13 protein-coding genes are annotated in these 15,283 nt (G+C 68.5%); 6 read left to right on the plus strand and 7 right to left on the minus strand.

Annotation, left to right across the window (positions count from 1 at the left end; genetic code table 11):
• The first annotated feature begins 15 nt into the window (after positions 1 to 15).
• The 4 genes from fabD (at position 16) to dps (ending at position 2,748) form a co-directional block, all read left to right on the plus strand.
• Positions 16 to 942 (plus strand): ACP S-malonyltransferase, encoded by a 927-nt coding sequence (gene fabD / locus BLQ03_RS02860; protein WP_090752516.1) that lies wholly within the window; start codon positions 16 to 18, stop codon positions 940 to 942.
• Between the two features lie 76 nt (positions 943 to 1,018).
• Positions 1,019 to 1,756, plus strand: coding sequence for a 3-oxoacyl-[acyl-carrier-protein] reductase (gene fabG / locus BLQ03_RS02865; protein ID WP_090752518.1), 738 nt, complete (start codon positions 1,019 to 1,021; stop codon positions 1,754 to 1,756).
• Between the two features lie 137 nt (positions 1,757 to 1,893).
• Entirely contained in the window at positions 1,894 to 2,133 is a 240-nt protein-coding gene (locus BLQ03_RS02870) for an acyl carrier protein (protein WP_090752520.1), read from the plus strand.
• A 141-nt stretch (positions 2,134 to 2,274) separates the two neighbouring features.
• The gene (gene dps / locus BLQ03_RS02875) at positions 2,275 to 2,748 is read left to right on the plus strand and encodes a DNA starvation/stationary phase protection protein Dps (protein ID WP_090752522.1); all 474 of its coding nucleotides are present in this window, start codon (positions 2,275 to 2,277) and stop codon (positions 2,746 to 2,748) included.
• 88 nt (positions 2,749 to 2,836) lie between these two features.
• Here the strand turns inward: dps and BLQ03_RS02880 are convergent, their stop codons facing one another.
• The 4 genes from BLQ03_RS02880 to BLQ03_RS02895 are packed head-to-tail and all read right to left on the minus strand — an operon-like array spanning position 2,837 to position 7,426.
• Entirely contained in the window at positions 2,837 to 3,937 is a 1,101-nt protein-coding gene (locus BLQ03_RS02880; RefSeq protein ID WP_090752524.1) for a BMP family ABC transporter substrate-binding protein, read from the minus strand.
• Positions 3,938 to 3,961: 24 nt separating this feature from the next.
• Positions 3,962 to 4,843 carry an ABC transporter permease gene (locus tag BLQ03_RS02885; protein WP_090752526.1) on the minus strand — a complete coding sequence of 294 codons (882 nt, stop codon included), beginning with the start codon at positions 4,841 to 4,843 and terminating at the stop codon, positions 3,962 to 3,964.
• Positions 4,840 to 5,916, minus strand: a complete 1,077-nt coding sequence (locus tag BLQ03_RS02890) for an ABC transporter permease (protein ID WP_090752528.1) — start codon at positions 5,914 to 5,916, stop codon at positions 4,840 to 4,842. Before BLQ03_RS02890 ends, BLQ03_RS02885 begins: the two co-directional genes overlap by 4 nt.
• On the minus strand, positions 5,903 to 7,426 hold the full coding sequence (locus BLQ03_RS02895) for an ABC transporter ATP-binding protein (RefSeq protein WP_245688651.1): 1,524 nt from the start codon (positions 7,424 to 7,426) through the stop codon (positions 5,903 to 5,905). Before BLQ03_RS02895 ends, BLQ03_RS02890 begins: the two co-directional genes overlap by 14 nt.
• 191 nt (positions 7,427 to 7,617) lie before the next feature.
• Between BLQ03_RS02895 and dnaE the strand changes: the two genes are divergently transcribed.
• Together dnaE and BLQ03_RS02905 are read left to right on the plus strand one after the other, a co-directional pair.
• Positions 7,618 to 11,091 (plus strand): DNA polymerase III subunit alpha, encoded by a 3,474-nt coding sequence (dnaE, locus tag BLQ03_RS02900; protein WP_090752530.1) that lies wholly within the window; start codon positions 7,618 to 7,620, stop codon positions 11,089 to 11,091.
• An 87-nt stretch (positions 11,092 to 11,178) separates the two neighbouring features.
• Entirely contained in the window at positions 11,179 to 11,436 is a 258-nt protein-coding gene (locus tag BLQ03_RS02905; RefSeq protein WP_090752533.1) for a DUF333 domain-containing protein, read from the plus strand.
• 10 nt (positions 11,437 to 11,446) lie between these two features.
• Here BLQ03_RS02905 and BLQ03_RS02910 read toward each other — a convergent pair whose 3' ends face one another.
• The 3 genes from BLQ03_RS02910 to BLQ03_RS02920 all read right to left on the minus strand — a co-directional run bounded on the left by BLQ03_RS02910 (position 11,447) and on the right by BLQ03_RS02920 (position 15,283).
• Positions 11,447 to 12,706, minus strand: a complete 1,260-nt coding sequence (locus tag BLQ03_RS02910; protein ID WP_090752535.1) for an AI-2E family transporter — start codon at positions 12,704 to 12,706, stop codon at positions 11,447 to 11,449.
• 236 nt (positions 12,707 to 12,942) lie between these two features.
• The gene (ilvC, locus tag BLQ03_RS02915) at positions 12,943 to 13,965 is read right to left on the minus strand and encodes a ketol-acid reductoisomerase (protein ID WP_090752538.1); all 1,023 of its coding nucleotides are present in this window, start codon (positions 13,963 to 13,965) and stop codon (positions 12,943 to 12,945) included.
• Positions 13,966 to 14,092: 127 nt separating this feature from the next.
• The gene (locus BLQ03_RS02920; protein WP_090752541.1) at positions 14,093 to 15,283 is read right to left on the minus strand and encodes a UbiH/UbiF family hydroxylase; all 1,191 of its coding nucleotides are present in this window, start codon (positions 15,281 to 15,283) and stop codon (positions 14,093 to 14,095) included.

The raw sequence follows: 15,283 nt of genomic DNA on the forward strand, positions 1-15,283 counted from the left end.
TGGAGGAAGCTCAAGATGCGCGCATTCGTCTTTCCCGGCCAGGGGGCCCAGACCATCGGCATGGGGCGCGCGCTGGCCGACGCCTATCCGCAGGCGCGCGCCGTCTTCGAGGAAGTGGACGAGGCGCTGGGCGAGAAGCTGTCCGCGCTGATCTGGGAAGGCGACATCGAGACGCTGACGCTGACCCGCAACGCCCAGCCCGCGCTGATGGCGACCTCGGTCGCGGCCATGCGGGCGCTGGAGGCCGAGGGCTTCGCCGTGACCGACGCGGCCTTCGTGGCGGGGCACTCCTTGGGTGAATATTCGGCGCTCTGCGCCGCGGGGGCGATCAGCCTGTCGGACACCGCGCGGCTTCTGTGCATCCGCGGGACCGCCATGCAGGAGGCGGTGCCGGTCGGCGTGGGCGCCATGGCCGCGATCCTGGGGCTGGACTTCGCGGCGGTGGACGAGATCGCCCGCGAGGCGGCCGAGGACGAGGTCTGCCAGGCCGCCAACGACAACGACCCGGCGCAGGTGGTGATCTCGGGCCACAAGGCGGCGGTGGAACGGGCAGCGGCGCTGGCCAAGGCGCGCGGCGCCAAGCGGGCGCTTATGCTGCCCGTGTCCGCTCCCTTCCATTGCGCGTTGATGCAGCCCGCCGCGACCGTGATGGCCGACGCGCTGGCGGGCGTGGACATCCACGAGCCTGCCGTGCCGCTGATCGCCAACGTGCGCGCGGAACCCGTCACCATGCCCGGCGCGATCCGGCAGTTCCTGGTCGAGCAGGTCACGGGGTCCGTGCGCTGGCGCGAATCCGTGCAGTTCATGGCCGACCAGGGCGTGACCGAGTTCTGGGAGATCGGCGCGGGCAAGGCGCTGTCGGGCATGATCAAGCGCATCGCGCCGGGGGTCGAGACGAAGGCGGTTGGCACCCCCGAGGACATCGTGGCCCTGAAGGGCTGAGGCCGGACCGGGGCGCTTGCCCCACCGTCGTATACGGCGATCCCGGGATATTTTTACGAAGAAGAAAGAGAGTGCGATGTTCGACCTGACCGGAAAGAACGCTCTGATCACCGGCGCTTCGGGCGGCATCGGTGGGGCCGTGGCGGCGGCGCTGCACGCGGCAGGCGCGACCATGACCCTGTCGGGAACGCGCGAGGCGCCCTTGCAGGAACTCGCCGCCAGCTTGGGCGAGCGGGCGCATGTGGTGACGGCGAACCTGGGTGACCCGGCCGCCGTCGAGGCACTGCCGAAGAAGGCGGCCGAGGCGATGGGCTCGGTCGATATCCTCGTCAACAACGCGGGGATCACGCGCGACAACCTGTTCATGCGGATGTCGGACGAGGAATGGGCGCAGGTGCTGGACGTGAACCTGACCTCGTCCTTCCGGCTGGCGCGGGGGGTGCTGCGCGGCATGATGAAGGCGCGCTGGGGGCGGATCGTGTCGATCACCTCGGTCGTCGGCACCACGGGCAACCCGGGACAGGGGAACTATGCCGCGGCCAAGGCCGGGCTGGTGGGGATGTCGAAAAGCCTCGCCTACGAGGTCGCCTCGCGCGGGATCACGGTCAACTGCGTGGCGCCGGGCTTCATCGAGACGGCGATGACGGACAAGCTGAACGACGACCAGAAGGGGCGCATCCTGACCCAGATTCCCGCCGGTCGCATGGGCCACGCCGACGAGATCGCGGCCGCCGTGCTGTATCTGGCCAGCCCCGAGGCGGCTTACGTCACCGGGGCCACGCTGCATGTCAACGGCGGCATGGCGATGGTCTGAGGGGCCGCGAAAGCGGTTGCGGATCACATTGGCGTTGCTATATGCCGGGGCCAAGGCCGCAGGGACCCGCCCGCGGCTTGTTGCCGGGTGCGTCCCGGTCGCATCCGGGCGGAGTGCCCGTAACTGAGGAACGAGACATGAGCGATATCGCTGATCGCGTGAAGAAGATCGTCGTCGAGCATCTGGGCGTCGAAGAGGACAAGGTCACCGAGACCGCCTCGTTCATCGACGATCTGGGCGCGGACTCGCTGGACACCGTCGAGCTGGTCATGGCCTTCGAGGAAGAATTCGGCATCGAGATCCCCGATGACGCCGCCGAGACGATCCAGACCTTCGGCGACGCGGTGAAGTTCATCGACCAGGCGACCGCCGCCTGATCGCTGCCTCCATCGGCATCCCTTGAACGGCGTCCCCCTGGGGCGCCGTTTCCGTTTGCGGCTGCGGTGGATCGGCGCGGCGGCGGAACCTCGGGCCCTGCGGTTCGTTGACCTGCAAATCAACAACATCAGGAGAAGATCATGCCCGTGAACCTGCAGGGTCTGGAAGACAATGCCCGCAAGACCGCCATCTCGGAGCTGCAGGCCTGCATGAGCGACGGGTTGTCGCTGTCGATGTCGCTGAAGCAGGCGCATTGGAACCTCAAGGGGCCGAACTTCATCGCCATCCACGAGCTGCTGGACGGGGTGAAGACGCGGCTCGATCCCAACATCGACGACATGGCCGAGCGCATCCAGCAGCTCGACGGCACCGCCGTCGGCACGGTCGAGGAGGTTGCCCGCGCCACCCGGCTCGAGCCCTATCCGACCAACCTGACCTCGGCCGAGGATCACCTGCGCGAGGTCGCGGACCGGCTGCGGGCCTACGGAGAGCGGGTGCGGACGGCCATCGACACGGTGGACGAGGCGGGCGATGCCGACAGCGCCGACATCCTGACCGCCGCCTCGCGTCAGGCCGACAAGGACCTGTGGTTCATCGAGTCGCATCGCGGCTGAGGGGCAGCCGCAGGGTGCGCGCAGACCACGCCCCCTTATGGGAAAGGGCGGGCCGCAAGGCCCGCCCTTCGTGCATCCTGACGCTTGTTCAGCTCGGGATCTGCGCGGAAATGCCTTCCACGAAGAAGTTCATCGAGGACAGCTCCTCGTCCGTGGCCTTCTGCCCCTCGGCCAGCCAGGCGCTGCCGTCCTGCTTGTTCAGCGGGCCGGTGAAGGGGTGATAGGCGCCCGAGCCGATCTGGTCGCGCAGGGCCTCGGCCTCGGCCTTGACCTCGGCAGGCACGGCCTCGGTGATCTCGCCGATCTCGACCTCGCCGTCGCCGATCCCCAGCCAGACCCCGTGCGAGGTCCAGGTGCCGTCCAGGACCTGGCCCACGCGGCGGATGTAGTAGGGGTTCCAGTTGTCGATGATCGAGCTGACGCGCGGGGTCGGCTTGAAGGCCGCCATGTCGGACGCCTGCCCGAAGCCGATGCCGCCCTTTTCCTGCAGCTTGGCCAGCGGGGCGGTGGAATCGGTGTGCTGCAGGATCACGTCCACGCCTTCCGCCAGCAGGGCGGATGCGGCATCGGCCTCCTTGGCGGGGTCGAACCAGGTGTAGGCCCAGACGACGCGCATCTCGACATCCGGGTTCACCTTACGGGCATGGATGAAGGACGAGTTGATGCCCTGGATCACCTCGGGGATGGGGAACGAGCCGATGTAGCCGATCTTGTTCGACTTGGTCATGCGGCCCGCGATGGTCCCCATGACGGCGCGGCCCTCGTAGAAGCGGGCGTCATAGGTCGAGACGTTCTCGGCCCGCTTGTAGCCGGTCGCGTGCTCGAACTTCACGTCGGGGAACTTGGCGGCGGTGTTGATGACCGCGTCCATGAAGCCGAAGCTGGTGGCGAAGATCAGCTTGCAGCCCGACAGCGCCAGCTGGGTCAGGGCACGCTCGGCGTCGGCGCCCTCGGGAACGCTTTCGATGAAGGTCGTCTCGATCCGGTCGCCGTATTCGGCCTCGATCGCCTGCCGGCCCAGGTCGTGCTGGTAGGACCAGCCGCCGTCGCCCACCGGGCCGACGTAGATGAAGCCGACCTTCAGCTTCTCGCCTTCGGGGAACGGCGTCTGCGCCGAAACGGGCAGCGCGGGCAGCATGGCGACCAGCGCCATGGCGGCGGCCGAGGCCAGAAGGGTTCTGCGGTTCATGGACATCTCCTCTGTCGGAACTTGTTATCGCAGCGCGTGGAAGGACCGGCCCAGCGAGCCCGGCGCCGTTCCGCCGCCGCCTGCGTATTTGTGGCGCGCCGATATGATCACCAGCACGATGATCGTGGCAAGGTAGGGGGCCATGCTGAGCAGCTGGACCGGGACCGCGACGCCCGCCGCCTGCAGGCGAAGCTGCAGAACGGTCACGCCGCCGAAAAGCCAGGCACCGGCGAGAACGCCCCAAGGGCTCCACCCCGCGAAGACGACGATGGCGAGCGCGATCCAGCCTGCGCCCGCCGTCATGCCTTCGGTCCATTGCAGGACGGTCGCGATGGACACATAGGCGCCCCCGACCCCGGCCAACGCGCCGCCGATGGCGATGGCGGCCATGCGGGTGCCGCGCACCTTGTAACCCAGCGCATGGGCCGCGTCGTGGTTTTCCCCCACGCCGCGCAGGATCAGGCCGGGACGGGTGCGGTTCAGGATCAGCCAGGTCACGGGGACGAGGACCAGCCCGAGCCAGATCACCCAGTTGATGCCCAGGGGACCACCGGCCATCGAGGGCGCCTTGACGCCCTCATAGGGCTTGCCGAACATCGCGGTCAGGCCAAGGCCGAACATGGTCAGCGCCAGGCCTGTGGCGACCTGGTTGGTCAGCAGGTATTGCGTCAGACCCCCGAAGATCAGCGACAGCGCCGCGCCCGCCACCGCGCCCGCGACGAAGCCCGCCATGGGCGAGCCGGTCGCATGGGCCGCGGCAAAGCCCGCCAGCGCACCGGTGATCATCATCCCTTCGACGCCGAGGTTCAGCACGCCCGCGCGTTCTGCGATGGTCTCGCCCAAGGCCGCGAACAGGATCGGGGTCGCGGCGGACAGAAGCAGCAGGAAGGTCGTCCATTCGATCATCGCGCGGTCCCCCAGCGCAGGCGGTATCGGGTCAGCGTGTCGAACGCGAGCAGGAAAAACAGCAGCATCCCCTGGAAGACCTGCACGGTCGCGGCGGGTAGGGACAGCATCAGCTGCGCAAGTTCGCCCCCGATGTAGGTCAGCGCCATCAGCAGCCCGGCCAGCAGGATGCCCAAGGGATGCAGGCGGCCCAAGAAAGCCACGATGATCGCGGTGAAGCCGTAGCCCGAGCCGAAGCTGTCGGTGATCTGCCCGCCGGGGCCCGCCACCTCGAAGAGCCCCGCCATGCCCGCCAGCGCGCCGGACAGGCCGAGGCAGAAGGCCACCAGCGTTTCGGGACGCACCCCGGCGAAGCGCGCGGCACGCGGCGCGAGGCCCGCGACTCGGATGCGGAAGCCGCGGATATGGCGGCTCATCAGGAACCAGGTCGCCAGCACCGCCAGCGCCGCCGCGATTACCCCCCAGTGGATGCCGGTCCCGGCGATCAGTTCCGGATTCGAGGCGGGGGGATATTGCTGCAGGTTGCGCGAGCCGGGCATCCCGAAGCCTTCCGGGTTCCGCATCGGCCCGAAGGCCATCCAGGCCGCGACCCGTTGCGCCACATAGACCAGCATCAGCGAGACGAGGATCTCGGACGCGCCCGTCCGGTTGCGCAGGATCGCCGGGATCATGCCCCAGGCCCAGCCCCCGGCCGCCCCCGCCAGGACCATGGCGGGGAAGATCCAGAAGCCCTCGGCAGGATAGGCGGCCAGCGCCACCGCCGCGCCGCAGATGCCGCCGATGATGTATTGGCCTTCCGCCCCGATGTTCCAGATGCCCGCCCGGAAGCCGATGGCGAGTCCCGAGGCGATCAGGATCAGCGGACCGGCCTTCACCAGCAGCTGCGGGCGCGAATAGCCCGCCGCAGGCCCGAACAGCGGGTCCCAGAAGATCGTGCGGATCGAGGCGACAGGGTCGAAGCCCATCAGCGCGAAGAGCAGGCCGCCGACGATCATCGTGGCGACCACGGCCATGACGGGCGAGACGATGCCCAGCCACCAAGGCGCGGCGGTGCGAGGCTCAAGCCGCAACATGGGCGACCTCCATCCCATGCGCGCCGCCCAGCATCAGGCCGACCTGTTCCAGCGTCAGCCCCTCGGTCGGGACGGGTGGCGACAGCACGCCGTTGTTCAGCGCGGCGAAGCGGTCCGAGAGTTCGAGCAGCTCGTCGAGGTCCTGGCTGATGACGACGACCGCCGCCCCCCGTCCGGCAAGGTCCAGCAGCGCCTGCCGGATCGCGGCGGCCGCGCCCGCATCGACGCCCCAGGTCGGCTGGTTCACGACCAGCGCGCGGGGCTCCTGCAGGATTTCCCGGCCGATCACGAATTTCTGCAGGTTGCCGCCCGACAGCGCCCCCGCCGCCGTCCCCGGACCGGGTGTGCGGACGTCGAAGGCGGCGATGATGCGCTCGGCAAAGCTGCGGGCGGCGCGGTGGTCGAGGATGCCGTTCTTCTGCAACCCCTGCCGGGTCGCCCCGGTCAGGATGGCGTTCTCGGTCAGGCTCATGTCGGGGACCGCCGCGTGGCCCAGCCGGTCCTCGGGTGCGGCCAGCAGGCCCGCACGGCGCCGGGCCTCGGGGCCTTGGGACGACAGGTCGCGGCCGTCCATGACCACGGTGCCGGGCCGGCCGGTCGTCTCGCCGGACAGGGCGGCGATCAGTTCCTCCTGCCCGTTGCCGGCGACACCGCCGATGCCCAAGATCTCGCCCGCACGGACCTGGAAGCCCACGTTCTTCAGCGCCGTCCCTTCCAGCCCCGCGGCCGAGGTCAGCCCGGCGACCGTCAGCACGACCTCGCCCGCCTGACGGCCCGAGCGGTCCACCAGCCGCATCTCGGCCCCGACCATCATCGCGGCCAGTTCGCGCGCGGAATGCTCGGCCGGGCTCACGGTGCCCACGACGCGGCCCTGCCGCAGGATCGTCGCGCAGTCGCAATGGGTGCGGATCTCGTCCAGCTTGTGGCTGATATACAGGATCGAGGTTCCCTGCGCGGCCAGCTGCCGCAGGGTGGCAAAGAGGATCTCGGCCTCCTGCGGGGTCAGGACGCTGGTCGGCTCATCCATGATCAGCAGGCGCGGATTGCTCAGAAGGCAGCGTACGATCTCGACCCGCTGGCGCTCGCCCGCCGACAGGCTGGCGATGCGGCGGGCGGGGTTCAGCGGCAGGCCATAGGCCGCGCTGACCTCGGTGATCCGGCGCGACAGGTCCGCGCGGGGCGGGGGCGAATCCATTCCCAGCGCGATGTTCTCGGCCACCGTCAGCGCGTCGAACAGGCTGAAGTGCTGGAACACCATGCCCACGCCCGAGGCCCGCGCGGCCCGGGGGTCCGCCGGCGCATGAAGCTGGCCCCCCAGCATCATCCGCCCTTGATCAGGGCGCACGAGGCCATAGATCATCTTGACGAGAGTGGATTTGCCGGCGCCGTTTTCACCCAGCAGCGCATGGATTTCGCCCGGCGCGACAGAGAAGGACACATTGTCGTTGGCGCGGACGCCCGGATAGGACTTCGCCAGGCCGTCGGCCCGGAACAATTCGCTGGTCGTCACGCCATCCCCGTTGTCTTTTTCGTACGTTAGCCGGTTCCGGTGCCCACACAATCATCCTTCCGATGGCCGATTATATCGGTCCACGCGAAGACTGTCTTCGTGAACCCGACGGCAATCCTGGCGCTCGTATGCCGCGTCGGAAGCTTCAGCGCCACCTTCTGCGTGGCTCTTTCTGGTGCTAGCAACGGCCCATGACCGACCTGCCCAAGTTCATCCACCTGCGCTGTCATTCCGAGCATTCGCTTCTGGAAGGCGCGATCCCCGTCAAGAAGCTGCCGGCCCTGGCCGCCAGGCACGGCATGCCCGCCGTCGCCCTGACCGACACCAATGCGCTGTTCGCCGCGCTGGAGTTCTCGGTGAAGGCCATGGACGAGGGCATCCAGCCCATCGTGGGCTGCCAGATGACGCTGGACGCGGGGCCGATGTGCGGACCCGTGGTGCTGCTGGCGCAGAGCCAGCAGGGCTGGATGAACCTGATGGCGCTGTCCACCTGCCTTTACGTGACGCCGCCGCGCGAGTTTCCCCATGTGACGATGGCGGAACTTGGCAAGCACGCTGAGGGCCTGATCTGCCTGACCGGCGGCGCCTGCGGCCCGCTTGGACTGATGGTCGCCGCGGGCAAGATGGCGGATGCCGAGTCGCACCTGCGAGACCTCGCGGGTATGTTCGGCGACCGGCTGTATGTCGAGATCCAGCGCCACATGCAGGACAACGGCCAGCTGATGCAGGCGGAACTGGCGAGCGAAGGCGGCATGATCGACCTCGCCTATGCGCTGAACCTGCCGCTGGTGGCGACGAACGACGTCTATTTTCCGAAACCCGAGATGTTCGGCGCCCATGACGCGCTGATCTGCATCCGGGAACGGGCGATGGTGGACCAGTCCACCCCGCGCCGCCGCCTCACGGCAAACCACGACTTCAAGTCGGAAAAGGACATGCTGGTCCTCTTCGCCGACCTGCCCGAGGCCACCGCCAACACGGTCGAAATCGCGCAGCGCTGCGCCTTTGCCGTTTCCAAGCACAAGCCGATCCTGCCCCGCTTTGCCGACGACGAGGTCGAGGAACTGCGCCGACAGGCGCGCGAGGGGCTGGCCGCCCGGCTTGCCGTCATCCCCCATGCCGTCAGCGTCGAGAACTACAACGCCCGGCTCGATTTCGAACTCGGCATCATCGAGCAGATGGGCTTCCCCGGCTACTTCCTGATCGTCGCGGACTTCATCAAATGGGCCAAGGGGCAGGGCATCCCGGTCGGGCCGGGCCGGGGCTCGGGCGCGGGGTCGCTGGTGGCCTATGCGCTGACGATCACCGACCTCGACCCCCTGCGCTATTCGCTGCTGTTCGAGCGCTTCCTGAACCCCGAGCGCGTCTCGATGCCCGACTTCGACATCGACTTCTGCATGGACCGGCGGGAAGAGGTCATTGACTACGTCTGCCAGAAATACGGGCGCGAGAAGGTGGGCCAGATCATCACCTTCGGCGCGTTGCTGTCCAAGGCCGCCGTCCATGACGTGGGCCGCGTCCTCGGCATGGGCTTCACCCAGCGCGACAAGCTGTCGAAGATGATCCCGGTGGAAGGCGTGAAGCCCGTCTCGATCACCAAGGCGCTGGCCGACGAGCCGCGCCTGCGCGAGGCGGCGGCGGCCGAGGAAAACGTCAAGCGGATGCTCGACTATGCCGCGCAGGTCGAGGGGCTCTACCGCAACGCCTCGACCCACGCGGCGGGCGTCGTGATCGGTGACCGGCCGCTGGACCAGCTGGTGCCGCTCTACCGCGACCCGGCGTCCGACATGCCGGCCACGCAGTACAACATGAAGTGGGTGGAGCAGGCCGGGCTGGTGAAGTTCGACTTCCTCGGCCTCAAGACCCTGACGGTGATCCAGAACGCCGTGGACCTGATCCGCGCGGGCGGGCGGCACCTGCATATCGCGGCCGACGGGCGCCAACTCTACGAGCCGCCCGCAGGCGCGGTGGACGAGATCAACCTCATCCCGCTGGACGACGAGGCGACCTATCAGCTTTTCGCCTCGGCCCGCACGGTCGCGGTGTTCCAGGTCGAAAGCTCGGGCATGATGGACGCGCTGCGGCGCATGCGTCCGACTTGCATCGAGGACATCGTGGCGCTGGTCGCGCTCTATCGTCCGGGGCCGATGGAGAACATCCCGGTCTATTGCGACGTGAAGAACGGCGTCCGGCCGCTGGAATCGATCCACCCGACCATCGACCACATCCTGGCCGAGACGCAGGGCATCATCGTCTACCAGGAACAGGTGATGCAGATCGCGCAGGTCATGGCGGGCTATTCGCTTGGCGGCGCCGACCTTCTGCGCCGCGCCATGGGCAAGAAGATCGCCGAGGAGATGGCGAAGGAACGCCCCAAGTTCGTCGAGGGCTGCAAGGCCCAAGGGGTGGACGAGAAGAAGGCGGGCGAGGTCTTCGACCTGCTGGAGAAATTCGCCAACTACGGCTTCAACAAGTCCCACGCGGCCGCCTATGCGGTGGTCAGCTACCAGACCGCCTGGCTGAAGGCGAACCACCCCGTCGAGTTCATGGCCGCCGTGATGAACTGCGATATCCACCTGACCGACAAGCTGGCAATCTACCGCCGCGAGGTGGACCGCATGGGGATCGAGGTGATCCCGCCTTGCGTCAACCGCAGCCAGCCGCGCTTCAGCGTCCGCGAAGGGCGCATCGTCTATGCGCTGGGCGCGCTGAAGAACGTGGGCGTCGAGGCGATGAAGACGCTGGTGGCCGCGCGGGGCGACAGGCCCTTCCGCGACCTGACCGACTTTGCCCGCCGCGTCCCCATGCGCCAGATCGGCAAGCGCGCGCTGGAGATCCTGGCGCGGGCAGGGGCCTTTGACGAGTTGGACAACAACCGCGCCCGCGTCCTCAAGTCACTGGACTCGCTGGTCGCCTGGTCCACGGCGGTGCAGGAGGCCGCGCAGTCCAGCCAGTCCTCGCTGTTCGGGGGCGGCGAGGACCTGCCGCCGCCGCGTCCCGCGCTGGCCTCCGTCTGGATGCCCGCCGAGAAGCTGGCCGAGGAGCGCACGGCCATCGGCTTCTACCTGTCGGGCCACCCGCTGGACGATTATGTCCCGGCGTTGAAGCGCAAGGGTGCGATGACGCTGGCCGAGGTGCAGGCCGCCTGCGCCGAGGGGCCGATGGTCGCGCAGATTGCCGGAACGGTCGCGGCGCGGGCGGAAAAGAAATCCGCCAAGGGCACGCGCTATGCCTTCGTAACGCTCTCCGACCCGACCGGGCTTTACGAGGCCACGGTCTTCTCGGACGTGCTGGACGCCCACCGTTCGCTGCTGGAACCGGGGATGAACGTCCTGCTGACGGTCAATGCCGAGCCCTCGGGCGACCAGGTGAAGATGCTCGCCCGGTCCGTCCAGTCGCTGGAGGAAGCGGTGGCCGACGCAGGCTCAGGCCTGCTGGCAGTCGAGGTCGCGGACCCGAGGACGGCCCTCGCGGTGCTGAACCGGCTGCGCGAAACCAGCGCCGAGATCGCGGTCTCGGCCAAGGGCCGCGGTCCCCTGCTGATGCGGGTGCGCGAGGGCAACACCGTCTATGATGTCGAGGTCGCCCCGGACGTGCCGGTCACGCCCAAGATGCGCCAGGCCCTTCGCGCGGTCGAGGGGGTGATCGACGTGACCGAGGAATAGGGCCGGTTGCCCCTCCGGCCCAAATCGGGGCAGGGTAGGCGCCACGCCCAGACCTGCGGACCCGTGCGACGTGAAAGGACCGATGCCATGCCCCGACGCCTGATCCATGCATCCCTCGCCGGTGCCGCGGCCCTGCTGGTTGCCGCCTGTGGCAGCCCTGCGCCTCGTACGACGGGCGCCGTCCCGCCCGCCGCGCTGGTCGATCCGGCGGCGCTTTACTGCCAGGGGACGGGCGGGACGGTGATCCCCCGCGTCTCGCAAGGGCGGCGCGCGGACCTGTGCCGGACGCGCGACGGCCGGACTGTCAGCGCGGCCGCCCTGCTGAACAGCCACAACGACCTTTAAGAGCGCGCCCCTACTTGGGGCGCGTGGCCTCGGTCAGGCCTTCCATGTCCGTGCGGTCCGACAGCAGCAGGGCCCAGGGGCGCAGGATCGGCACATGCGCCCCCAGCACGACCAGCGCCACGGTGACGGGCGCCGCCAGCAGCGCGCCGGGAATGCCCCAGATCCAGGACCAGAACAGCAGCCCCACCAGCACCACCAGCGGCGAGACCGAGATCCGGTTGCCCGACACCTTGGGGTCGATGAAGTTGCCCATGACCTGCTCGATCACCAGCAGGCCCGCCCCCACCGCCACCGCCGTGCCCAGATCCTGCGTGGCAACGACATAGATGACCGGCAGCAGCCCCGCGATGATGGACCCGACCGTGGGGATGAAGTTCAGAAGAAAGGTCAGCAGCGCCCAGACGAAGATCAGCCCCGCGCCGAAGAACCACAGCCACAGCCCGTAAAGAGCGGCGGTGGCCAATCCGAGGACTCCGCGGATCAGCAGGTAGGCGCGCACCTTCTGGGCGATCACCTCGGCGGATTCGGTCAGCCGCCATTCCGTGCGCCAGTGGGTGATCGTGGAAATCTTCCGGCCCCAGTCCCGGCTTTCGATCAGGATCAGCAGCGTCAGGAAGAAGATCACGACCAGAGCCGACACGATCCCCACGGCAGACCCAAGCAGGGTCTTGGCCACCCGTGTCAGGACGCTGACCAGGGTGTCGCCGAAGCGCGAGGCAAGGCCGCCGGCGGCTTCGCCACCCGACCCTTGCCCGGCCTGCGACACCTGGGCCGAGGCGCCCGGCTCTGCCACGGCCGAGGGCAGGCCCAGCGGCAGGCTGGACCCGGCGTCACCTTGGGGTGGCTGCGCCTCGGTCCCGCCCTGCGCCTCGGCCTCTTCCTGCGGCATGGCCTGCTCGATGACCTGCGTGATCTGCTCGGTGCCGCCGGGGACCTGGGCGATCACCTGCTGGGCGGCCAGCCAGAGCGCGCCGAAGAACAGCCCGACCACCAGCAGCAGCAACGTCATGGCCGCCACCACGCCCACCCAGCCGAACCTCCGGGACACCTTGCGCTGCACCCAGTCCCGCACCGGCATGACGGCCAGCGCGATCATGATCGAGGCGACCAGCGGGACAAAGACGCTGGACATCGCCTGCAGCGCCCAGCCGGCAAGGACCAGCGCGACGATGACCAGAAGAATGGTGCGGATCGCAGGCCGCTGTCCCGAGGCTTCCGAGGGCACCCCTTGCTCCTCGTCCAGTCGGGGGGGGCTGCTTCCATCGACCATGATCCGCTCCTCGGCTTGTGTCGGGGTCAAACCGCCGCTTCCCGGGAAGGTTCCCGCGACCGGGCCGCGCCGGGCAGGAAACCGCAGGATTAACAAGAATTTGGCTGGAGCCCCGCAGACGACTGCAAAAGAAGAAGGGCGCCGCGATGGGCGCCCTTCGTCTTCGCTGAAATATTCCGGAACCGTCGTATACGACGAAGGGGCAGAGCCCCGGTCCGGCGGTGCCGCAAGCGCGATCAGTTCCGCGCGCGGTCCACCATCTTGCCCTTCGAGATCCAGGGCATCATCTCGCGCAGCTTGGCGCCGACCTGCTCGATCTGGTGCTCGTCGTTGATGCGGCGAGTCGCCTTGAAGGACGGCTGGCCGACGGCGTTTTCCTGCATGAAGTCGCGGACGAACTTGCCGGTCTGGATGTCGCGCAGGACTTCCTTCATCCGGGCCTTGGTTTCCTCGTAGGGCAGGATGCGCGGGCCCGAGACATATTCGCCGTATTCGGCGGTGTTCGAGATCGAGTAGTTCATGTTCGCGATGCCGCCCTCGTAGATCAGGTCTACGATCAGCTTCACCTCGTGCAGGCACTCGAAATAGGCCATCTCGGGCTCGTAGCCCGCCTCGACCAGCGTCTCGAAGCCCATGCGGATCAGCTCGACCAGGCCACCGCACAGGACCGCCTGCTCGCCGAACAGGTCGGTCTCGCATTCCTCGCGGAAGTTCGTCTCGATGATGCCCGAGCGGCCGCCGCCGATGGCCGAGCAGTAGGACAGACCGATGTCCATCGCCTTGCCCGAGGCGTCATTGTGGACCGCGACCAGGCAGGGCACGCCGCCGCCCTTGACGTATTCGCCGCGCACGGTGTGGCCGGGACCCTTGGGGGCCATCATGATGACGTCGACGCCCTTCTTGGGCTCGATCAGGCCGAAATGGACGTTCAGACCATGGGCGAAGGCGATCGCCGCGCCCTCGCGCAGGTTGTCATGGACGTATTTCTTGTAGGTCTCGGCCTGCAGCTCGTCGGGCATGGTGAACATGATCAGGTCGGCCCAGGCCGCGGCCTCGGCGATGCCCATGACCTTCAGGCCCTCGCCTTCGGCCTTGGCCGCCGACGGCGAGCCTTCGCGCAGCGCGACGACCAGGTTCTTCGCGCCGGAATCGCGCAGGTTCAGCGCATGTGCATGGCCCTGGCTGCCATAGCCCAGGATCGCGATCTTCTTGTCCTTGATCAGATTGACGTCGCAATCGCGATCATAATACACGCGCATCTTTTTCTGCCCTCGTGGTTCCCGATGTTTCGCGCAAGGGCCTACACCGCGCATCTTTGGGTGTCCAGAACACCGGCGCGCGCAATCTCAGGAAAGGCAGGGCTTTCCGCAGGGCGGGATCACCGGCTCAGCGCATCCCCAGCCCGGCGCGCATCATCGTCCGGCGCACGGGGGCGAGTGCGTAAAGCCCGCCCAGCGCCGCTGCGCGCAGGTCGCGCAGGGGGCGGGGGGTCAGCATGCTGGCGCGGTTCAGCGCGTCGATGCCCATCAGGCGGACCATCGCCTCGGGACGGCGGGCACGGGCGTAACGCTCCAGCGCCGCCTGGTTGCCCGGATCGGGGGTCATCAGGTCCAGAAGGGAGGACAGGTCCGCAAGGCTCATGTTCAGCCCCTGCGCGCCGATGGGCGGGACGACATGGGCGGCCTCGGCGATGAGCGCCGTGCGCGGACCGGTGTAGCGGTCGGCGATCTGGCTGATGATCGGCCATTCGGTCAGGCCCGTGGCCTGCGTCAGGTGGCCGAGGACGCAGGCGGAACGGGCGTTCAGTTCGGCCTCGAAGGCTTCGCGGGACAGGCCCCGCAGCCGCGCGATCTCGGTCCCGCGTTCCATCCAGACCACGGCCGAGGAAGGCTTGCCGTCGCGGTCGGGCAGGGGAACCAGCGTGAAGGGGCCGCCCCAGCGGTGGATCTCGGTCGAGATGTTCTCGTGCGGGATCTCGTGCGTCACGGCGAAGGCCAGCGCCTTCTGGCCATAGCGGATGGTGCGGACGCCGATCCCCAGCGCCTCGCGCACGGGCGAGTTGCGCCCGTCCGCCGCAACCACCAGCCGGGCCCTTGTGCGGCTGCCGTCCGACAGGTCCACCAGCGCCGCGTCGTCGCGCACCGTCAGCCCGGCGGTGCCGGTGCCGGGCCGGAACTCGACATTGGGCAGTTCCCCCAGCCGGGCCGAGATCTCGCGGCGCAGCAGCCAGTTGGGCAGGTTGTAGCCGAAAGGCTTGTCCGAGATTTCCGAGGCGTCGAAGGCCCGCGTCAGCCGTGCGACCGGTTCCGCCCCGCCCGCGTCCACGATGCGCATGACCTGCAGGGGCGTGGCATAGGGCGCCAGCCGGTCCCACAATCCGATGCGGGCCAGCAGATCGACGGACGGTTGCAGGAAGGCCGTGGTCCGCAGGTCGGCGCCCGCGCCGCCTTCTTCCGTCACCGGGGGCGCGGGGTCCACGCAAAGGACGCTCAGGCCCGAGGCGCCGAAGGCCGCCGCCGCTGTCAGCCCGGCGACGCCGCCGCCGGAAACCAGGACATCCACGGACGCGCCCGGCAC

Origin of the sequence: Paracoccus chinensis (assembly GCF_900102885.1) — a bacterium.
Classification (GTDB): Bacteria; Pseudomonadota; Alphaproteobacteria; order Rhodobacterales; family Rhodobacteraceae; genus Paracoccus; species Paracoccus chinensis.